22 protein-coding genes are annotated in these 18865 nt (G+C 64.7%); 6 read left to right on the top strand and 16 right to left on the bottom strand.

Annotated elements, in window-relative coordinates:
- Window positions 1-3: 3 nt before the first annotated feature.
- Together LZC95_33425 and LZC95_33430 are read left to right on the top strand one after the other, a co-directional pair.
- Window positions 4-1479 carry a GTPase domain-containing protein gene (locus LZC95_33425; GenBank protein WXA91344.1) on the top strand — a complete coding sequence of 492 codons (1476 nt, stop codon included), beginning with the start codon at window positions 4-6 and terminating at the stop codon, window positions 1477-1479.
- Between the two features lie 8 nt (window positions 1480-1487).
- Window positions 1488-2555, top strand: a complete 1068-nt coding sequence (locus LZC95_33430) for a hypothetical protein (protein ID WXA91345.1) — start codon at window positions 1488-1490, stop codon at window positions 2553-2555.
- Window positions 2556-2560: 5 nt separating this feature from the next.
- On the opposite strand, the gene LZC95_33435 is transcribed toward LZC95_33430, so the two are convergent.
- From LZC95_33435 to LZC95_33455, 5 genes are read right to left on the bottom strand one after another with little or no spacing between them, the layout of a single operon-like run.
- Window positions 2561-3565, bottom strand: a complete 1005-nt coding sequence (locus tag LZC95_33435; GenBank protein ID WXA91346.1) for a pilus assembly protein TadG-related protein — start codon at window positions 3563-3565, stop codon at window positions 2561-2563.
- 41 nt (window positions 3566-3606) lie between these two features.
- Entirely contained in the window at window positions 3607-3912 is a 306-nt protein-coding gene (locus LZC95_33440; protein WXA91347.1) for a hypothetical protein, read from the bottom strand.
- Window positions 3909-4685 carry a tetratricopeptide repeat protein gene (locus tag LZC95_33445; protein WXA91348.1) on the bottom strand — a complete coding sequence of 259 codons (777 nt, stop codon included), beginning with the start codon at window positions 4683-4685 and terminating at the stop codon, window positions 3909-3911. Before LZC95_33445 ends, LZC95_33440 begins: the two co-directional genes overlap by 4 nt.
- Complete coding sequence (locus tag LZC95_33450) at window positions 4682-6136, bottom strand: type II and III secretion system protein family protein (protein WXA91349.1); 1455 nt, start codon at window positions 6134-6136, stop codon at window positions 4682-4684. The genes LZC95_33445 and LZC95_33450 overlap by 4 nt, the downstream gene beginning before the upstream one ends.
- Complete coding sequence (locus LZC95_33455; GenBank protein ID WXA91350.1) at window positions 6124-6654, bottom strand: A24 family peptidase; 531 nt, start codon at window positions 6652-6654, stop codon at window positions 6124-6126. The genes LZC95_33450 and LZC95_33455 overlap by 13 nt, the downstream gene beginning before the upstream one ends.
- Window positions 6655-6885: 231 nt before the next feature.
- Here LZC95_33455 and LZC95_33460 point away from each other — a divergent pair, with 231 nt between their 5' ends.
- Window positions 6886-8016 (top strand): hypothetical protein, encoded by a 1131-nt coding sequence (locus tag LZC95_33460; protein WXA91351.1) that lies wholly within the window; start codon window positions 6886-6888, stop codon window positions 8014-8016.
- A complete protein-coding gene (locus LZC95_33465) occupies window positions 7971-8525 on the top strand; it encodes a hypothetical protein (GenBank protein ID WXA91352.1) in 555 nt (184 codons plus the stop codon). The genes LZC95_33460 and LZC95_33465 overlap by 46 nt, the downstream gene beginning before the upstream one ends.
- On the opposite strand, the gene LZC95_33470 is transcribed toward LZC95_33465, so the two are convergent.
- The 10 genes from LZC95_33470 to LZC95_33515 are packed head-to-tail and all read right to left on the bottom strand — an operon-like array spanning window position 8473 to window position 16341.
- Window positions 8473-9189, bottom strand: coding sequence for a class II glutamine amidotransferase (locus tag LZC95_33470; GenBank protein ID WXA91353.1), 717 nt, complete (start codon window positions 9187-9189; stop codon window positions 8473-8475). The two genes, LZC95_33465 and LZC95_33470, sit on opposite strands and share 53 nt — an antisense overlap.
- A 3-nt stretch (window positions 9190-9192) precedes the next feature.
- Window positions 9193-9804 (bottom strand): hypothetical protein, encoded by a 612-nt coding sequence (locus LZC95_33475; protein WXA91354.1) that lies wholly within the window; start codon window positions 9802-9804, stop codon window positions 9193-9195.
- A gap of 29 nt (window positions 9805-9833) precedes the next feature.
- Window positions 9834-10772 carry a type II secretion system F family protein gene (locus LZC95_33480; GenBank protein WXA91355.1) on the bottom strand — a complete coding sequence of 313 codons (939 nt, stop codon included), beginning with the start codon at window positions 10770-10772 and terminating at the stop codon, window positions 9834-9836.
- Window positions 10772-11725: a type II secretion system F family protein gene (locus LZC95_33485; GenBank protein WXA91356.1), complete on the bottom strand. Its 954-nt coding sequence runs from the start codon at window positions 11723-11725 to the stop codon at window positions 10772-10774. Before LZC95_33485 ends, LZC95_33480 begins: the two co-directional genes overlap by 1 nt.
- Entirely contained in the window at window positions 11722-13086 is a 1365-nt protein-coding gene (locus LZC95_33490) for a CpaF family protein (GenBank protein WXA91357.1), read from the bottom strand. The genes LZC95_33485 and LZC95_33490 overlap by 4 nt, the downstream gene beginning before the upstream one ends.
- Entirely contained in the window at window positions 13055-14239 is a 1185-nt protein-coding gene (locus LZC95_33495) for an AAA family ATPase (protein ID WXA91358.1), read from the bottom strand. The genes LZC95_33490 and LZC95_33495 overlap by 32 nt, the downstream gene beginning before the upstream one ends.
- Window positions 14236-15195, bottom strand: a complete 960-nt coding sequence (gene cpaB / locus LZC95_33500) for a Flp pilus assembly protein CpaB (protein WXA91359.1) — start codon at window positions 15193-15195, stop codon at window positions 14236-14238. The genes LZC95_33495 and cpaB overlap by 4 nt, the downstream gene beginning before the upstream one ends.
- Before the next feature lie 19 nt (window positions 15196-15214).
- Complete coding sequence (locus tag LZC95_33505; protein WXA91360.1) at window positions 15215-15640, bottom strand: pilus assembly protein; 426 nt, start codon at window positions 15638-15640, stop codon at window positions 15215-15217.
- On the bottom strand, window positions 15641-16150 hold the full coding sequence (locus LZC95_33510) for an A24 family peptidase (protein WXA91361.1): 510 nt from the start codon (window positions 16148-16150) through the stop codon (window positions 15641-15643).
- A gap of 20 nt (window positions 16151-16170) precedes the next feature.
- Window positions 16171-16341 carry a Flp family type IVb pilin gene (locus LZC95_33515; protein WXA91362.1) on the bottom strand — a complete coding sequence of 57 codons (171 nt, stop codon included), beginning with the start codon at window positions 16339-16341 and terminating at the stop codon, window positions 16171-16173.
- 299 nt (window positions 16342-16640) lie between these two features.
- Here LZC95_33515 and LZC95_33520 point away from each other — a divergent pair, with 299 nt between their 5' ends.
- Window positions 16641-17297 carry a hypothetical protein gene (locus tag LZC95_33520; protein ID WXA91363.1) on the top strand — a complete coding sequence of 219 codons (657 nt, stop codon included), beginning with the start codon at window positions 16641-16643 and terminating at the stop codon, window positions 17295-17297.
- Here LZC95_33520 and LZC95_33525 read toward each other — a convergent pair.
- Window positions 17255-18271: a sigma-70 family RNA polymerase sigma factor gene (locus LZC95_33525; GenBank protein WXA91364.1), complete on the bottom strand. Its 1017-nt coding sequence runs from the start codon at window positions 18269-18271 to the stop codon at window positions 17255-17257. The genes LZC95_33520 and LZC95_33525 overlap by 43 nt on opposite strands.
- A 113-nt stretch (window positions 18272-18384) precedes the next feature.
- On the opposite strand from LZC95_33525, the gene LZC95_33530 reads away from it, so the two are divergent.
- Window positions 18385-18864, top strand: coding sequence for a hypothetical protein (locus LZC95_33530; GenBank protein WXA91365.1), 480 nt, complete (start codon window positions 18385-18387; stop codon window positions 18862-18864).
- Window position 18865: the final 1 nt, after the last annotated feature.

The raw sequence follows: 18865 nt of genomic DNA on the forward strand, positions 1-18865 counted from the left end.
GCCGTGGCCATTTTCGATCGAGATGTCGGACGCGTCGTCGTACGGGTCGTCTACACGGGACCGCCGGGGGTAGGCAAATCGACGAACGTGCGCACGCTCGCCAATTCGTTGCGCGCGCGGAGGCACGGCGAGATGCTCTCCCCCGGCTCGAGCGGAGGAGCGAGCACCGAGTTCTTCGACTGGTTGGAAATCGACGGCGGGCTGGTTCTCGGCCATCCCATTCACTGCCAACTCCTCACGACGCCGGGCGCGTACGCGTTCGGCAAACGCCGGCGGCTCCTCATCGAGAGCGCCGACGCCATCGTCCTCGTGCTCGAAGCGAGTTTGCAAGGGATGATCGATGGCCGCGCCTTTCTCGAGGCGCATTCCCTGCGCGGCTCGACCAAGCCGCTGGTCGTGCAGTTGAACAAACAAGACACGGCCGACGCGATGGATCAGGGCGAGGTGCGCCTTCGGCTGGAGCTCGACGAATCGGTGCCCATCATCGCAGCGCGCGCCGCAGACGGCACGGGTGTGCGCGAGACGGTGGTGCTGGCCATGCGCAACGCGGCCGTGGTCGCGCAGACCGCCATGCTCGCGAAAGGGGGCATCGAGGCGATTTCCGCCCCCGCGGAAACGGCGGATGCACTGCACGAGCGATTGAAGCCGTTGGGCGAGAGTATCCCTGCGCCGCGCCTGCCCGATGTTCCGCTCCCCTCGCCCGAAATTCCCGCCGGCGGGATCTGGCCATCGACCACCGGGCGCGACATCGTACGACGCGCGCTCGCCGGCGGCGTGTGCGTGCAGCGGCACGATCTCGCGGGCCAGCACGGGCTCGCCGACGGCAGCGGTGCAAGCGACACGATCATCCTCCAGGCAGGAAGCTATTGCCTCAAGACATCGCAGCGGCGCCACTTTTCGACCTTCGAAGCGGCCCGCGATGCGCTCGTGCGCACGGCCCGACTGAAACGGATGCTCGGGGAGCTCTTGCCCGGCGACACGGTACTTTGCCTCGCCTCCGATGGCGACAACGGCACTTGGTTGTGGACCATCTCGCCGTGGTTGTCGACGCTGCGCTCGCGCATGCTCCAGGCCGATGACGACGAAGACGCGGCCATCGACGCCTTACGGCACTTCGCCGCGGCCGCCGTGGACGCCATGCTCCTCGCCAGCCGGCAAAGCTTGATTCTCGACCTCCACCCCAGCAATTTCGCATTGGACGGCAAACGTGTCGTCTACGTCGACGACGACGTCGGCATCGGCGCGAATCATCCCGCCTTGGGGTATGCCCTCATCCAGCGCATCGAAGAGTGCGCCCACGCGCCACGCAGGGTCGAGGCTTATTTGGATGCGCTCGAACGCGGAATCACCTCGCGGCTCCACCGCGAGGACATCGAGAAACTGGGACTCCCGCGCGCGCTCGAAGACGTCGTGATTCGGGTGCCATCCGCGCGCGAATCGGTCGATCGCCTTCGAACCATCGTCGGCGCGAAGACGTGAGGACGAGCATGGACCAGCAACCGTTGTACGAATTGAAGGACGCAGGACTTTGCACGGGCGATCGTACCCTCTTGCGCGGCGCGAATCTTCGCCTGCGCGATCGCGCCATCACCGTCATCGTCGGCCCCGCGGGCGTGGGGAAAAGTTCGCTGGCCAGCATGCTCGCCGGCCGCCCACCCGCGGGGATCGCCCCGACGGGCATGTGGCGCCTCCGCGGAGCGGATCTGTGCGATAGCCTCGTCCGCGCAGAGCTCGACGTGCTTTGGTCGCCGCAGCGCGGGCGCTCGAGCGAGCCGCCTTTGCAACCGGCCGCGCTCGGACGCGATGCCATCGAGGCGGCCCACGGGCGCTTGCTGGTGCTCGACGAGCCGGTGGTGCGCGCCGAGGACCGCGATGCTTTCGCGAAAGCGCTGCGGCGCCACACGGAATCGGGGGCCGCCATCGTGGTCACGCACGACTTGCACTTCGCGCGGACCATCGCGGACGATGTTTGCCTCGTCTGCGCGGGGCGCATCGAGGCCGTGTGCTCGGCGGCCGAGTTCTTCGAAACGCCGCCCACCGTTCTGTGCGCCCGCTTCGTACGAATGGGCAATTGTTGGCCAGCCCATCCCGCCCCGCCGCTGCCGAATCATTTCCGTTGGGTGCTTCCGGGAAAACTGTCCGGCATGGGACGCCCCGGCTTGCTCGGCGAGGAGGACGACGATCTCGCGGCCATCGCGAATGCCGGCATCGGCTACCTGGTCTCGCTCACCGAGGAACCGTACTCGCCCCTGAAGCTTCGCTCGGTCGGCATCACCGCGCGGCATTTCCCCATTGCCGACATGGGCATTCCCGCGCTCGGGCCCACGGCCCATCTCTGTCGCTCGATCCAGCGCTGGATGGCCGACGGCGAGCGGGTCACCGTGCACTGCCATGCCGGCCTCGGACGCACCGGCACCATTTTGGCCGCCACCCTCGTTTGGCTTGGAGAATCCGCCGACGATGCTTTGGCCAACGTTCGCACCGCGCAACCCATGTACGTGCAAACCATCGCGCAACGCGACTTCGTGCGACGGTTCGCCGAGGCCATCCGCTAACCCCTTCACCGGGCCAGGTAAACGGCCGTCGATTTCATCCCGTAGAAATTCTGCGCCGGGCGCGAGTCGTTGGTGTTCGACGAGCACTGGACCGACATCGTGATCGACTTCTTGGGCGCCATCGTCGCCCCGGTGATGCGCGTGCGTACGTAGCCTGCAACGGTTTGAACGTTGGACAAATTGCCCGCCGGGCAGATTGGAACGTCGAACACCGGCAAGTCCACGTCGATCCCGCTCGGGGCCAGCGCCAAAGCCGACAAGATGAGTTGAACCATCGTACCCGACAGGTTGTTGCCGTTGGAAATGGCAATTTGCGTTTTCGCCGACGTGGGCGTGCACCCATTGTTCGAACAGCTGCACGAATAGAGGGGCAGCTGCACGTGCAAAAGCGAATTTAAGGTACAGAACAGCGCACACTCCAAGTCGGGGGTATTCGGCACGGTCAATGACAACAGTGTAAACGCCGCGTTGTTGCCATTGGAATTGAAGGTCAGCGACGCGCCGCAATTCAGGTTACCGAGCGAATCGAAAATGCTGCAGCTCGGAAGCGCCACCACAAAGCCGCAGGTCGCACTGGGGCCGCCGCCGACGGCGATGGCCTCGGCCGTCACATTCTGTGCGCCGATGCCCAGGAGCTGCGCAAAGTACATGTCGACGGCGTTGCCACTGGCCGCCGTCCGCCGCGCCGTCACCCGCACCGCGTTCACGGCGTAAGACGGCAGCAGCGCCGGCGTGAATGTCCTATTGGTCATATCCCAACGCCCCAGCACGACGTCGGCGGGGTCGATGTTCGCGTACGTGCCATTGGCATCGTTGGCGTTGCCATACGTCCTCGCGGCACTCAGAGCAAAGGGGTATTGCGTGGCGATCCCATTGAGATCGCGCACGCCCGCGAGCGCTGCGGAATCCGCGGCATTCTGAAGCTCACTGCGCACGAGCCACAAATGCCCCACATCGATGGCCAGCGCGATGAAGGCGCCGAGAACGGCGACCAGCACCAGGGCGGTCAATACGGAAATGGTCCCTCGCTGCCGAGCCCGGGACCGGCGGCTCATCGAGGCGGCTCCTGCGCCGGAGTGCCTGTCGCTTGCGGCGGCGTAACCACGAGGACCGGATCGCGGTTGCCGGCGCCCGCGGCCGAGGGCGGCGCGAGCGATTTCGAGAGGCTGCGGGCAATGGTCGCGGCCTCCTCCGGATCGAGCGGGGGGTTCGGCTTCACCTGGTTACCGGCGTCAAGGTCGATGACCTGCGCCTGAAAGGCCTCGCGGTTGGCCTCACCGAAGTGAGGACTCATGTGCGTTCGATCGCATCCACCAAGGGCCAATGCCAGGGCGGCCCAAATCCAGCTGCGCATCATGGTGACTTCGACGTCCCTTCCTCTGGACACGCGCGCCGGACGTTCTCCGTGGCCGCCCTGAGCAGAGGATTCTCCGTGGCCGCCTCGCGGTAGTGCGCGCATGCGGCGCGCGCGTTCCCCGACTGCTCCAAGACGAATCCCAAATTGTTTTCCGCTTCGTCGGAGCTACCCCCATGCTCGAATTCGCGCTTCGCGCGGTCGAATTGCCGAAGCTTCCCATAGACGAAACCGAGATTGTTCCGCATGCGCCGCGAAAATGGATCGTGCCGCAGGCCCTCCTGGAGCGCAGCCTCCGCCTCCTCGTAGCGTCCGCGCACGTAAAAGGCGACCCCCAGATTGTTCGAATAGGCGCCTTCATCGGGTCGCAAACCAATGGCCACTTTGAAATCGCGGATGGCCTCGTCGCTGGCATCGCCCCGCACCTCGCGCAGGATGCCGCGCCCCGCGTAGGCGCCCGCATTCTTCGGGTCGAGGCGAATCGCCGTGGCGTACGAGCGCTCCGCCTGCTCGAACAAACCTTGCTCGCGGTACACGGTTCCAATCAGCGCGTGAAGCTCCGGATCGTCCGGGTGCTGCGCGATCAATTCGAGCAACTGACGGGCCGCCGCCGACCACTCGCGGTGACCGGCCAGCGCGAAGGCCAGCTCTTTGCGCAAGGCTTGCCGGTTGACCGCCATCTTGTCCGCGGGCGGCGCGCTCGTCGTGCTTCGTGAGCAGCCCATGGCCGCGAACAGAACCACGGCCATCCATCGACCATCGAATCGCCATTTCATCGGATGTACCCCACCTGTCCGGCCGGCCCGCCCAAATGGTGCCCAGGCACCGAAATGGCCTCACCGCGCGAAGGAGGATGGCTCGGACTCTGCGACGTGCGCCCGAGCACGAAGAGCGAAAAGTCGTCGGGGTCGTTGACCTCCGTCCCGCCCGGAAGCACCGGCGCCATGCGCGCACCGAGGGGCTGCACCAATCGCGCCGTGATGACCACGAGCAGCTCCGTCTCGTCGCGCCGGAATTGCGACGAGCGAAAGAGCGTCCCCAGCACGGGAAGATCCCCGAGCCAAGGCACCTTGGCCATGGAGTTGCGCGACCTGTCCGAGAGGAGCCCGGCGATGGCGAAGCTTTGACCATCGCGCATGCGCACGGTGGTATCGCTCTGGCGGGAGCTCAGCCCCGGCACGGTGAAGCCACCGATTTGCACACCCACGGAGGGATCGATCTCGGAGACCTCGGTGGCGAGCTTTAGATTGATGAGCCCGTCGGAAAGAACCGTGGGGGTGAAGACCAGTTGAATACCGAATTTCTTGTACGTGACCTGCACGGTCCCAAATCCCGTTGCCAGCGGAATGGGGAATTCGCCGCCCGCGAGAAAACGAGCTTCCTGCCCGGTCATCGAAACGAGAGTCGGTTCGGCGAGGGTTTTGGCCAGGGAGTTCTGCTCGAGCAGCGACAGCACCGCGGAAAACGGGAATTGCGACAATCCCGAGAAGAAGAGCGAAAACGCATCGGCCCGCATGCCGGGATACACGGCGGGAACACCAGGAACGTCGGCGCCGGGCACGCGGTTCGGCGCGGCGTTCGCGAAGCCCCCGAGCGGCTGCGAGGGCCCGGTCATGCCGCCCACGCGATCGCCGTTGTTGTGGAAAAAGCTGAATCCCATTTCGCGCAGGCCCGTGCGTGACACCTCGGAGAACTTCACCTCGAGCTGCACCTGGTGGTTGCCGCGAACCTTGATCTGATTGGCAATCTTCTGCGCGTGCAGACGCCCCACCGCGAGCGCCCGCTCCGGAATGCGAATGTCCGAAACCTCGCCCGAGAGCACCACGAGGTCTCCGGCCGACGATGCGGTGATGTCCTCGGTGGGAAAAAGCTCCTTGAGCTGCTTTTGCAGCGCATCGAGGTTGCGCGACACATGGAGCGAGAGCACCAACGGCACGTCCGCTTTGTCCCAGACGGTGAGGTAGGTATCGCCCACGCTCTTCGCGGTGAGCAATAGCTGCGTGTTGGTGATGACCTTGAGATCGGCCACATCGGGATTGGCGACGGAGACACGCCCCAGCGCCGACGACGTTTCCAAGAGGCGATTCTGTCCAACCTCCAAGGAGAGCTCGCGCGACGAGGTCATCTCGCGGCTGATGCGGAGTACCGGCGAGTCGCCCTTCGCCGGGTGCGACCAGAGCAGGGCCGCACATACGGCGGCGAAGATGCGCGACTTCAAAGTGCCCATCGCGCTTCGTAGAGGAGAACCCACATGGCCGCCACGGTAAGTGCGAATCCGAACGGGATGACCCGCGCATCGTCTCCCGCTGGCGGAAGGATGAACGATCCGGTGCGTGCGAAGGTAGCGATGTTTCTACGCACCTCGGCGCGGTGCTCGCGAGGGAGACGCAGCAGGACGGCGCATGCCATGAGTCCACCGAGGATGGAGCTCATGACGAGAATGCGCACGGCGCCGGCGACGCCGACCCACATGCCGATGGCCGAGAGAAGCTTGACGTCCCGCATGCTGACGAGGCCGCGATCGCAGGGCCAAATCAGCAGAACGATACCGGCCGCGGCACCGAACAGCGACGCCACGGCTCCGCGGTGGCCACCGGCAAGCACCGCATGCGCGAGTCCGGCGCCCATGATGACGAACAGGAGGCCGTTAGGAATTTTGCGATATCGAAAGTCCCAAAAAGCGACGGCGATAATTCCGCAACAGAGGGTGGCAATGAGAATCCCGTTTGGAGCTGGGGTATGCATGCTTTTTCCGAGTGGAGACATCGCAATTCGAGTGCCACTCCGCGGCGCGGAAAAAGGCCCGGCACGAGCGTGTCTGCATCGAGAGATTCGATGGACGTGGCGGGCGCGGTGGTACCGCTCACATCCGTGCTGGTCACTGGATATTCCGACACGGAGAGCGATCATCGAGAGCATCGCGCGCCATCTGCGGGAGTGGGGTGGTGGCGAGCTTTTTGTAAATGCCTCCCCATCGTGATGGAAGTGACATGGCGCTACGGCGAATCACAGTTTCCAGGCTTCGAAGCCGATGCGCGTGCATTGGCCAAAATGCACGCGAGCGTGGGGCAAGCGAGCGGGTTCGGAGCCCGTGCGTTCGAACCCTTCGAAGAGCGGCTGGCGCAGGCGCGAACGTACTTCGAGGGCAAGCCCTCCCGCGGTACGGAGAAAACCGCAGAGTGCTTTCTGCGCCATTACGATTTGATCCGCGGAGCCGCCCGACAGGTGGCTGCGGAGCTGCCACGCGAACTCGCCGCGCGGCTCCCGCGATTGACGTACGACGGTGAGCCGGGCTGGGTGCGCGTCGAGGTGCTGGCCACCGCGTTCGTGGTCGCCGCCCAGGTGGAGGTGGAGCCGGGCCCGCTGCAGCGCTTCGTGCGGGCATACCAAGAGGTCACGCCGCTCACGAACGCCGAGCTGTGGGCGTTGCCGACGATGCTGCGGCACTCGGTGCTTCGGGCACTGGTGAGCTTTCTTCGTCAAATGCGGGCCATCGAAACGGACGAAAACGGCGAGCCGGCCGTCGGTATGGTGTCGTTGCTGCCCGCACGGGGTGTGGAGTACTCCATACGCGCGCTGCAGCGCCTCGCCGAGATCGACTGGCGCTCCGTGTTCGAGGCGACGAGCCTCGTGGAATCGGTCCTCCGGAAAGACACGGCGTACGCGCAATTGGATTTCGCCGCACGCCATGCCTGCCGGCAAGCCGTGGAGGAGCTTGCCTGGGATACGGGGTGGAGCGAGGAGCATGTTTCGGAGCGGGCCATTCTGCTCGGGGTGAGTGCGCGCTTGGGCGGCGACGGTCGCGCCGCATTGGAACGGGGCATCGATTATCGGCCACCGGCCAGCGAACGGGTTCGGCGCGAGCTTTCCGCGCGCCCGCGGCTGACCGACCTTGGGTCGTTCAGCGTGCTCACGGCCATTCCGCTCCTTGCCGTGGCGAGCCTCATCGTGCACGCCGGCGGCCAGCCTTTCGCGATCGCCATGGGAACCTTGCTCGCGCTTCTGCCAACGTCCCTATTAGGAGCGTGCGGGGCGACTCGAATCGTGGATAAGATGGGGGCATGCCCCCCTCGCGTGACTACGCCATCGCCCGCTTTGCGAGCATGACCGACGAGGAGCTCCGTCGCGTCGTCACCGACGAACGCGAGGATTGGCTCCCTTACGCACTGGAACTCGCCGAGGAGGAATTAACGCGCCGCCAAGAGGCGGCGCTGTCCACTCCCTATCGCGAGGCCGCCGCCATCGACCTGCCCCAAGGCATGGGCGGACTCGCCGCACCCGTTTGGGGCAGCGGCAAAGTCGTTTGGGCCGACACTTGGAGCGCATTGCTCGGAATGTCGGCTATTGGAAATGTCGTCGCCGCCATGGTTCTGGACGGAGGAAGGCAGGCCATTGGAAGGGCCATCTTCCTTGGAGCTTTCGTCCTGGCCTTGGCGATAGGCCTTCGCCGGCGCAGCACCCTCGCCTGGTACGCCAACTGGCTCCCCATCGCCGCGCCCCTCATCATGGGACTGGCCCGTGCCGACGCCTTTGCATTCTTGGTCGGCCTAGCTCTAACCATCCCTAATGGGCACTACTTCCTAAAACATCGCGCACTATTCGGCCTGGCGCCGTGAGGGCGAGGAAGACGCCGTCGGGGAGTTGTTCGACGGTGGGTTCGGGGGAGACGGTGCCGGGGGAGCCGACCCACATGGCGTCGGCGTCGTTGGAGAACGCGAGGGCGCGGCCGGAGGCGTAGGCGTAGAGGCTCGAGCCATTGGAGCAGAGGAATGACAAGGTGCCCAGCGAGCGCACGCGGTGGAGATCTTCCGTAATGCAGGCCATGGCCGCGCCGCGCATGCTCGGTGTTTCGATGGCGGGCAAATACGCCATGATATGCCGAAAAATGAGCTCGCTGGGCGCGCGGAGGCTACTCCGCCGCACGAACCACATGACATCGAGCGCCCCGCAGAGCGCCTCGGTATCGGTGATGGATCCTTCGTAGACGAAGAGCCAAGGCGACGAGCGCATCATGCGAATTTCGCCGTCGGGCGCATTCGTGGCCGCGATGACGACGTGGCCGGTCACCGCACTTGCCGGAAAGGACGAATGGCGCACGTCGTCGCTGGAGACGGTCCACTCGCCGCCTCCGCGGCCCACGGCGAGAACGCCGCCGGCGCAAGCGCCAGAAACGGCCCATCGGTCCCGAGCCTCCTCCTGGACGGCGAAGTTCCATCCATTTTTCGAGCCGGAAGCGCGGGCGAATACACTGGTTTTGCTCACGAGGCCGATGAGGGACATTTCTCAATAGACTCCCGGAATCAATCGGTGCCGCACGCGAGCGCGGTACCTTGCGTAACCTTCGTCGAGCCCGAGCAGGCGCTCTTCGGATGCGAGTCTCGGGATCTGAAGGAGGGTGCAAACCATATAAAGCGCAGCATTCCACGCACTGAAATTCATCGACAAGAAAGCGAGATGGCTCAGCATGTACCCCGCGTACATCGGGTGCCGAACGACCCGATAGGGGCCCGCTTCTTTCAAGCCGCGGTGGGCCGGGACGCATCCGAAGCTGCGGCCCAAAACCCATTTCGCGTGCAATTGAACGAGCGTACCCATCATGAGGAAGAAGGCGGCGAGGAGCTCCGGAACGAGCGCGCGCTCGGGGCATGCGCGCACGAGCATGGGTGCCGCGGTGGCGGCCAGCGCGAGCGCCCAGTCGCCCGGACGCGCGGACACCTGCTGCGTCCTCCGGCGCAGGAGAATGAAGAGGAAAACGAGTCCTTCGGAGGGTAAAAGGAGCAGGTTGCCGAGCCCGAAACCGTCGGCCCGAATGGAGTCGACGATGCACACGACGAGGGCGCCGTAGAGGCCGAGCACCAAGATCCGCTCGGAGAGGTCGAGAAGGCCATGTTTCATTTCGCCGCGTTGGCTCATTGGAGGGGGCTTCAGTGCTTCAGGGCTGGACCGAGCAAGGTGACGATGCGAACGATGGCCGGGCCGAGGATGATCGCGAAGAGCGACGGCAAAATGCAGGCGATGAGGGGCAGCATCATCTTGACGCTGGCGGTGGCCGCCTTTTCCTCGGCCCGGTGCGAGCGGCGCGTGCGCATCGACGAAGCGTGCGTGCGCAGTGCGCGGCCGATGGGCGTGCCGAACATTTCCGTCTGAATGACGATGGCCGATAGCGCACGCAGCTCGTCCACACCGGTGCGCTCGGCGAGCCTGCGGAAAGCGCTGCTGCGAGCGACGCCGGCCTGGATTTCCATGGTCGTTTGCCGCAACTCGAAGGAGAGCTCCGGCGCGGAGAGCTCGACCTCTTTCGCAATGCGCGAAAGCGCAGCATCCAGGCCGAGGCCCGCCTCGACGCACGTGACCAGCAGATCGATCGTATCGGCGAGCGAGCGGACCAATGCCGTCTGCCGCGCCTGAACGCGCCCGCGGAGCCACGTATTGGGCGCGTAAAAGCCGACGGACAGCAGCACCACGGCCAGCGCACGCACGCCGGGCACCGGCGCGGGCAGCATGGAGCTCGTCACGAGCAGCCCTCCGCCGAGCGTCAAGGCCAGCGCGACCTTGGCCCCGAGAAATGTCTCCAGCGCGTGCGCGCCGCGAAACCCCGCGTGCAGCAGCACCTTGCGCATCCGCGAGGACTCTTCTTCCTCCTTCGAACGCGCGATTCCACCCAGAGGTGCCAGCAGAGAGGCCCACAGGGATTTTCCCCTCGTCGTAGTGACGGTGGCGTCGGGATCGGGAACACTCGTCATGCGCTGCGCGCGCTCGAGCACCGCGTCCCGCGGCGCGGTCATCGCCACACGCACACCGACCGCTGCCGCAATGGAGGCAACACATGCGAGTCCTGCACCGACGACGACAATGGGATCCATCAGTAGGCCACCTTCGTCAATTGGCGGATCCAAAGGATGCCACTCACCCAGAGCACGAAGCCGCAGGCCAAAATGGCGCGACCGAGCCCCTGCCCCAATTCCGTGAGATAGCCTGGATTCGTGATCGACAGAAGAAACGCCACCACCACGGGAAGGGCTCCCAGAATGACACCGGAAATACGGCCTTCGGCCGTGAGGGCGCGCAGCTTCGATTGGAATTTGAACCGATCGCGCATCGTATCGGCGATACGCTCCAGCACCTCCACCAGATTTCCACCTGTCTCGTTCTGAATGCGAATCGCCACCGCGAGCAGCTTCAGATCCAGACAACCGGGAACCCGCTCGGTCATGCTGTGCGCGGCGGCATCCAACGAGAGTCCGAGGTTCTGCTGCTCGTAAGCTTTCGCGAATTCACTCGCAATCGGCGGAGGGCACTCCTGGGCCACGAACTTGAACGAAACGGGAAGCGCATGTCCCGCCTTGACGGCGCGGGCCATCATTTCCAGGGCGTCGGGAAGTTGCTCGGAGATCTTCTTCGCCCGCTCCGCACGCGCACGCAGCCCGAGCAAGAGCGGCGATGCCCCGAACAGGGGCACGAACACCACGGCTGCAAAGGAGCGATGCATCACCACCGCGAGAACACCGCCGAAAAGCGCCAGAAAGGTCATTCGTGCGAGGACACCCGCGACGTTCGTTTTCGCATCGCTCTGATCGAGCAAGCGTTCGATCCTTTCGGCGAAGTCGAAGCCCGCAAGGGCCTCGTTGAGCCAGTCGGACGAGGCAAAACGGCGCCTGCGGAGGATCTGCGGCCCGGCGTTGGGTGCGCCCACGGTCTGCAGGCGCCGTCGCAACTCTTCGGCCGAGCTCTCACTCAAATAGCGGACGAAGTAATGAATGGCCTCGAGGCCGGCAACGATGCCCAAAAGCACGGCAACGAACAACACGCCGGTCATCGCCGCACCTGCCGGCTGTCCATGGGCGTAAAGGTCTCGGGCGGAAGGTTGAAGCCAGCGCGCTCGAGCCGCTCGGCACAGCGCGGGCGGATCCCCGTCGAGAGAAAGTCGCCCACCACCCGACCTTCGGCATCGACGCCTCGCTGACGAAAAACGAAGATGTCCTGCATCTGAATGGTCGTGCCCTCGGTGCCGGTAACCTCGGAAATGGCCACGATGCGCCGTTTTCCATCGCCTCCGCGGTGGAGCTGCACGATCAGGTCCAAGGCGCGGGCAATCATTTGCGAGACGACCTGCTCGGTCACGTTGAGGCCCGACATGCCAATCATGGCCATCATGCGGGTGAGTGCATCGCGCGAGGAGTTCGCGTGGAGCGTGGCCATCGACCCCTCGTGGCCGGTGTTCATCGCCTGGAGCATGTCCAGGATTTCCACGGACCGAATTTCACCCACGATGATGCGGTCGGGCCGCATACGCAGGCTATTTCGAACGAGATCCCGAGTGAGCACCTCTCCTTTTCCTTCGACGTTGGACGGGCGCGTCTCCAGGCGCACGACGTGCGATTGCTGCAGCTGCAGCTCCGCGGCATCCTCGATGGTGACGATGCGCTCGTAGTTTGGAATGAACGACGACAATGCGTTCAGCATCGTCGTTTTCCCGGTTCCGGTACCGCCGGCGACGAGGATATTGAACTTCGACTTGACGCATGCTTCCAGAAAGGTGCGCATCGCGGCGGTCATGGCGCCGGTGCGCACGAGGTCGTCGGTGCGCAGCGGGGCGCCGCCGAAGCGGCGAATGCTCAGAATGGGACCATCCACCGCCAGCGGCGGAATGATGGCGTTCACGCGCGACCCATCGGGAAGGCGCGCGTCCACCATGGGCGAGGTCTCGTCCACGCGCCGGCCCACGCGGGAGACGATGCGGTTGATCGTCTGCTGCAGGTGTTCGTTGTCGCGAAAGCGGAGCGGGGTCAGCTCGAGCCGTCCACCACGTTCCACGTAAATGGTGTTGAATGTATTGACCAGAATATCCGATATCGCCGTATCCCGCATCACGGTCTCGAGCGGCCCCAGACCGAGAATGTCGTCGATCAGCTCGTGAACCATCTTTTCGCGTTCGCGGCGATTCAACGGCAGATTCGTATCGGTGACCATCCGGGCCAAAATGCCCGTGAGCTCCTGGGTGAGCTGCTCGGGGGTCAGGCGGCTCAAGGTCTCCAGATCGAGCCGGTCGACGACGCGCGTGTGCAACTGGGCTTTGAGCCCGTAATAGATGTCCGGCGCAAGCGCCGGGGCCGCATCGGGTTGTGAAGCTCGCGCTTGTGTTCCGTTAGGTGGCTTCAGGCGTGCGTCGAGCGACATGGGCGGGGCTTTCCTTCGTGGCGAGAGTGGAGACGATCATCCGAAACAGATTGCGCGGCTTTTCCGGCGGGGTCCCAGTGAGCCTTCGGGCAAGTTCCCCCAGATCGCGAACGGCGGGCGAACGCGGGGCAACCGATTCGATGGGAAGCCCGCGGTTCAAGGCCGCCACGGCCGCCGGATAATCATTGGCAACGGTGCAGCGCACCTCGAGACCGAGGTTGTCGCTGGCTGCAGCCACGTCGATGGGCGCTTTGGATTGATAGCGATTGATGAGGATTTCGACTTTGTCCTTGTCGTAGCCAAGCCGCTGGAACACGGACAAACAGCGTTTGGCATTCTTGAGTGCAATGACGTCTTGCGTGAGCACCAGCTCGACCCGGCTCGAAGCGTCCAGCACCGCGACCGAAAGCTCGTCGAATCCGCGCAGGCCGTCGCAAATCACGTAATCGAAGTGCCGCGCGGCGAATTGCAAAACCTCCGTCGCTTGCGCCGCCGTCACGGCATCTCCGTCCTCCAGCGAATCCGGCTGGGCCACGACGTACGGGCCCGACGCGTGGTGCGCGAGCGACGAGAGCAGAAGCTCCCGGTCGAGGCGGTGCAGGTTCTTGGCCACGTCGCCGATGGATTCGCGCGGCGCGAGGTCGAGAAAGGCCAGAACGGCGCCGAGCTGACGCTCGAAGTCGACGAGAAGAACGCGCGCCTCGAGGCGACTGAGCGCGCAGGCCAGATTCACGGCGGCGGTGGTCGCCCCGACGCCGCCTTTCGACGGAAAGACGGAGAGGATCGTGCCCGTGCGGCTCTCGCGCGCGCCGCGCTGCAGAAGCAACTTCACCACCGCCGCGAGCTCGCGGCCATCGGCGAGGACCACGAATTCGCAGGCGCCCGCTCGCATAGCCCGCAAAATGACTTCGGGATCTTTGGCGTCGGCCACCGCGACAATTTGCACTTGGGCGATCACACGGCGCACCTCCTCCACGGCGCGAAGTCCGCGCTCGAGATCGTACGTGAGATCGACGAGGACGATGCGGCTCTTGGACAGGGCCAGGGAGTTGACCTCTTTGCTGAGGAACGCAATGGGCTCCAGTGCGGCGGTCACGCTTGCGTGCCGCTCGCGCGTTGCCCCGAGGAGAACCACCGTCGGACGCTCGCTCATTGGCCCACCTTCTTCTGCTCCACACGGTCTCCACGCAGGACTTCCACGACCTCGGTATGTGTCGTCGGTGCGGCCGTCAGCGCGAGGGGCTTCGGCGCGTGGTGAGGACGGTGGAGGCGGGCAGCAACGGGTTCCGCGGACGCCGACGCCGAAGGTGCCGGAGCCAGTCTCGCCGCGGACCCGAGAAGCTCGCGCGGGGAGACGCCCGATGTCTCCGCGTCGTCGCCATCGGAGGGCGAACGCATGGTGAGCTGCAGCTTGCCCTGGGTGGAGGCCAACGCGAGGCGCTCCGCCTCCTCCGGCGATACGAGCAAGGTCACCACGGGCACCTGTTCGGGTTTTTCACTCTCCGACGCGAGCCGCTGCCCGACGGCCAACACGCGAATGCTCTGCAATACGATTTTGGAACGAAACTCGGGCTGACCCGCACTGGCCCATACGCCCATCGGCTCCTGCATGGTGGTGATGACGTCGACGAGATCGCCCGGATGGATGAAGCCACCGACGCCCACGACCTCGTTCACGGGGACGGTCATCGCGCGCATGTTGGCTGGAATGAGCGATGCCATTCCGGCGCCGGATCCTTTGGCCGAGAGGCGCGCCTCCACGATGGGTTCGCCCGCGACAATCGCGGCCCCGGACACGCGCCCGGCAAGCGCATCGAGCTGTTCGAAACTTCCGCGCGGCTGCGAGCCCTCCGGCCAATCGACTGTCTTGAGCAGGTCTGGAGTCAACTTCGCCGCCGCGGGGATATCGGCCGCGGCGACGACGACACGGGTCATCGGAATGGACGGACCTGCGGCGGCATGGCGTCCAACGTAACGGACGACCATCCACGCGGAGGCCGATCCGGCCAATAGTGCAATCGTCATGAAGGCGATGGCCCTGCCGCGCGCGCCGCGGGAACTACGAGGTGGCGCTTTGGCGAGACTTCCCTCCGAAGAATAAATGGCCATGAGCTTTCTCTTGATCGTTTCAAGGGGAACCACGCATCGTGGCGGAGGTGGCCACGCGGGCCGTGCCTCCGCCGCTGCCCGGCATGGGGACGAGCGAAAAGCCAGTGAGCTGCGGAAAGACGAGGGTCAGCTGCGCTTGAAAACGCGGGCTCCCGGACACCGTCGTGCACGTGACGTCGATGTCCGGGGCGTAGCCCGTCGGAAGAAGCCCCGAGAGCGCCTGGACCGCCGCCGCCTCGCCCGCGTTGGTGGCAGCCGAATTGGGGCAAGCACCGGGCACGGTGGTGGCCGTGCGCGCGCCTTCGCGCACGGCATTGGTGCAGGCGAGATCGACGAAGAAGTACCAGCCGTAATCGATGGTTCCCAATAAGAGGAGAGCAAACGGCAGAAGCACGAGCGCAAACTCGATGGCCGCAGCGCCGCGCTCCGAGTGGATGCGTTTCATTTACCGGGCTCCAGAAAGGAGAACCCAAGCGGCCGCGCCGGCGAGCGCAAGGCCATAGGGCACGGCGCGGGCTCGGTCGAGATGCTCCACCGAAGGCACCGTGAAGGACGCAACGTTGCGGCGCACACCCGCGCGCTGGCTGCGTGTGAGGCTCAGAAGGAATCCCAGCGCGAGCACGCCGCCCAGAACGGCGCCGAGAAGAAGAACGCGCACGGTTTCGGCGGCGCCGATCCATGCGCCCACGGCGCCGAGCAACTTCACGTCGCCACCGCCGAGAACACCTCGAACGAAAGGCCATGCCAGCAGAGCCACACCCGCCCCCGCGCCGAGCAGCGACGCCGCCGCGCCGCGAGGCCCCAGAGCTGCCGCCGCGTGGACGATGCCCGCAGCGGCAATGCTCGACACGAGCGTATTTGGAATCTTTCGATATCGCAAATCGGAGATCGCAGCGGCAGCGATTCCGACGCACAGAATCATCAAAACGGTTCCATTCGGCACGGGGGCGTTCATGTCTGCCTACGAGCCCTCGATCAGAGGTGACCGGCGACGTTGGTGAACGTCGAGGCGACGCCCGTACCGACGGCGGTCGCGCCGGCGATGATGACGACTGCGATGAGCGAAGCAATCAAACCGTACTCGATGGCCGTTGCACCTTGCTCGCGTTGACGGAGGGCATTGAGGAAATTCACGATGTTGTACATTGCAGTACTTCTCCAGGGAGGGGTCCGACGCCAGCGTTCCTGCTTCGGCGCCGTCGCATCGAAGTAATCGCAACTCGGATGCCAGGGCACCGCCCGCTTCCCTGCGTGCCCCCGCCATGAAAAAGCCGCATCGGCGGCCGGCGGGAAGCACTCTACGCGTGGTACCGCGCACATCCGCGGTGGTACGTTTTTATTCCGTATTTCGAATTACCAGTCAATAAATTGTAATCGGTATATGTAGCCCGTAAAAGGATTTACGGGCCCATTGGCAGCGCCGCCGCGGCGAGTACACTCGGGCCATGAAACGAACCGCCCTTGAGCTACTTCGCAACGTCGAACGACAACTCGAACCGAAAAGCGATGAAAATCGCTTGGTTCCTGCCATTGCAGCCGGGAAAGCGCCCCGCTCGGTGTTGGCCGCGCTGGCCTGCGAGCAGCACCGCATCATCACCAGCGATTGGCGCAGTTTCTTGTTTTTGGCCGCGCGCTCACCGCACCCTTCCGCCGGGGGGTTTTTCACCACGCTCGCCCAAGGCGAAGTACTCGCACTGGACGCCCTTACCGGCTTCGCCGAAGCGTGCGGTGTGACTGGACGCGCATTGGAAGATTATGCGCCTCGAGCGGGTTGCCAGGCCTATCCCGCCTATTTGGCCTGGCTCGCCCTCAATGCCGACCCGAGCGACGTGGTGCTGGCGGTGGTGGCGAACTTCAGCGCCTGGGGAAATTACTGCCGCACGGTATCCACCGCATTGCGCGAGCATTACGGATTTGGCGATGCGGACCGGGCATTTTTCGACTTTTTCGCGGCCCCGGCACCCGATCTCGAGCGGCAAGCGCTGCAGGTAATCCAATCGGCCATCGATGCCGGCCGCAGCACGGCACCGGCGCTGGAGTACGGGCGGCTGCTGCAGCGTTACGAATTGATGTTCTGGAATACCCTGGCTGAGCCGTCGTGAGCAGCCTCGAATTTGGCGACCAATGCCGGGTCGCCAAATACGGCAATTCGAGCAATGCCGGAGGGACGAAAGGTGAGAACCGCAATGCCAAACGGGTGATGCGCACCGTCCTCGCCGCGTCGATAGGCCATGACCGAAGGCTGGCCATTGGCGGCGGTGGGGACCATGCGCCATTCGCCCGCGGTGCCGAGTGCCTGGTGAACGATGAATGGGGCGCACGTCTTTTTGCCGGAAAACCACGTTCGGGCGGGCGCCATTTCCAGTGTTGCGTCCGCGCACAAGAGCTGCTCGATGGCCGCCGGATCGGAGTTTTCGAAGGCGGCCATGTACCGCTCGAGCAACGCGCGGACTTCGGGATGGGCCGGCTCCTGGACCTCGTCCGCCGCGGGCGTAAGCTCGTCGATGCGGCCACGCGCACGTTGCAGCGTGCTTTTCACTGCCGCGGTCGACATCTCGAGCATTTCGCCGACCTCCTCCGCGGAAAAGGAGAGAACGTCGCGCAGGAGCAGAATCGCGCGCTGCCGCGGAGGCAGGTGTTGCCAAGTTGCTATTAAGGCGAGGCGCAATCCCTGGCGGGACGATGCAATCGTCGCCGGATCGTCGGAATCGGAGCTCACCAATGCATCGGGAATGGGTTCCACCCAATCGACGTCCGTTCCGGCCATGATCGGAGTTGCCATGGGATCGTCGCTCGGCGCCCCCAACCCCGACGGCAGCGCACGGCGCCGGCGCTGCCTCGTGGCGGTGATGCACCCATTCGTTGCAATTTTGTAAAGCCATGCGCGAAAGGACGATCGCTCCTCGAATCCACTGTAGGCGCGCCACGCGCGCAGGTACGTCTCCTGGACGACGTCCTCCGCGTCGTCGACCGAGCCGAGCATGCGGTAGCAATGCGCGAGGAGCTCGCCCCGGAAAGGCTTGATGCGCTGAACGAAGTCCCTGTCGCTATGCGGTAGAGATTGCTTGCTGGGCATGGGTCCTTTCTCGAGAAGACTTTCGCACGCTCGAAAAGGAATCGGACACGGCGGTTTATTTTGCTGCGCCACCCGGATTCGCGGGGCGTCTCTTCGGCAGGAGACGCATCTACATGACACTTTTCTTTCGATCCGTTGCCATTCTCGGCGCCGTGACCCTTGCGATGCCTTTGATTCTCACCACGGAGGGCTGCAATTCCTCCAAAAAGACCAAAGGCGGCGTCACCAAGCCGCCGAAACCCGATGCCGGCGTGAAAGCGGACGCAGGGACGAAGCCCGACGCCGGGCCCAAACCCGACGCCGGCCCGAAGCCCGATGCAGGTCCGAAACCGGACGGAGGAACCGCTCGAACACGCTCCGGTAGCCTTTCGCGGGAATACGTCAGCCTGGCCGAGGACCAGGGGACGGAGTTCGAGGGCGTGCCGTGCGCCGATCTCGAAGTCCAGGCGTGGTGCGACGGCAATCGTCATGTCGTCCATTGCTCCGAGGGGCGCCTTCTCCGACTCGATTGCTCGAAGTGGAACAACAAGGTGTGCGCGGAGGATACGGACGAGCAAATCGTCGACTGCTACGACGAGGACGAAACGGAATAGC

Source organism: Sorangiineae bacterium MSr12523, from assembly GCA_037157775.1.
In the GTDB taxonomy this organism is placed as follows: Bacteria; Myxococcota_A; Polyangia; order Polyangiales; family Polyangiaceae; genus Pendulispora; species Pendulispora brunnea.

Bases quoted from the DNA above. Each gene is read 5' to 3' on its own strand.
- LZC95_33430 (WXA91345.1), top strand. From the start codon at position 1,488: ATGGACCAGCAACCGTTGTACGAATTGAAGGACGCAGGACTTTGCACG.
- LZC95_33440 (WXA91347.1), bottom strand. From the start codon at position 3,912: ATGATGCGCAGCTGGATTTGGGCCGCCCTGGCATTGGCCCTTGGTGGA.
- LZC95_33445 (WXA91348.1), bottom strand. From the start codon at position 4,685: ATGAAATGGCGATTCGATGGTCGATGGATGGCCGTGGTTCTGTTCGCG.
- LZC95_33450 (WXA91349.1), bottom strand. From the start codon at position 6,136: ATGGGCACTTTGAAGTCGCGCATCTTCGCCGCCGTATGTGCGGCCCTG.
- LZC95_33455 (WXA91350.1), bottom strand. From the start codon at position 6,654: ATGCATACCCCAGCTCCAAACGGGATTCTCATTGCCACCCTCTGTTGC.
- LZC95_33465 (WXA91352.1), top strand. From the start codon at position 7,971: ATGCCCCCCTCGCGTGACTACGCCATCGCCCGCTTTGCGAGCATGACC.
- LZC95_33470 (WXA91353.1), bottom strand. From the start codon at position 9,189: ATGTCCCTCATCGGCCTCGTGAGCAAAACCAGTGTATTCGCCCGCGCT.
- LZC95_33475 (WXA91354.1), bottom strand. From the start codon at position 9,804: ATGAAACATGGCCTTCTCGACCTCTCCGAGCGGATCTTGGTGCTCGGC.
- LZC95_33480 (WXA91355.1), bottom strand. From the start codon at position 10,772: ATGGATCCCATTGTCGTCGTCGGTGCAGGACTCGCATGTGTTGCCTCC.
- LZC95_33485 (WXA91356.1), bottom strand. From the start codon at position 11,725: ATGACCGGCGTGTTGTTCGTTGCCGTGCTTTTGGGCATCGTTGCCGGC.
- LZC95_33490 (WXA91357.1), bottom strand. From the start codon at position 13,086: ATGTCGCTCGACGCACGCCTGAAGCCACCTAACGGAACACAAGCGCGA.
- LZC95_33495 (WXA91358.1), bottom strand. From the start codon at position 14,239: ATGAGCGAGCGTCCGACGGTGGTTCTCCTCGGGGCAACGCGCGAGCGG.
- cpaB (WXA91359.1), bottom strand. From the start codon at position 15,195: ATGGCCATTTATTCTTCGGAGGGAAGTCTCGCCAAAGCGCCACCTCGT.
- LZC95_33505 (WXA91360.1), bottom strand. From the start codon at position 15,640: ATGAAACGCATCCACTCGGAGCGCGGCGCTGCGGCCATCGAGTTTGCG.
- LZC95_33510 (WXA91361.1), bottom strand. From the start codon at position 16,150: ATGAACGCCCCCGTGCCGAATGGAACCGTTTTGATGATTCTGTGCGTC.
- LZC95_33515 (WXA91362.1), bottom strand. From the start codon at position 16,341: ATGTACAACATCGTGAATTTCCTCAATGCCCTCCGTCAACGCGAGCAA.
- LZC95_33520 (WXA91363.1), top strand. From the start codon at position 16,641: ATGAAACGAACCGCCCTTGAGCTACTTCGCAACGTCGAACGACAACTC.
- LZC95_33525 (WXA91364.1), bottom strand. From the start codon at position 18,271: ATGCCCAGCAAGCAATCTCTACCGCATAGCGACAGGGACTTCGTTCAG.
- LZC95_33530 (WXA91365.1), top strand. From the start codon at position 18,385: ATGACACTTTTCTTTCGATCCGTTGCCATTCTCGGCGCCGTGACCCTT.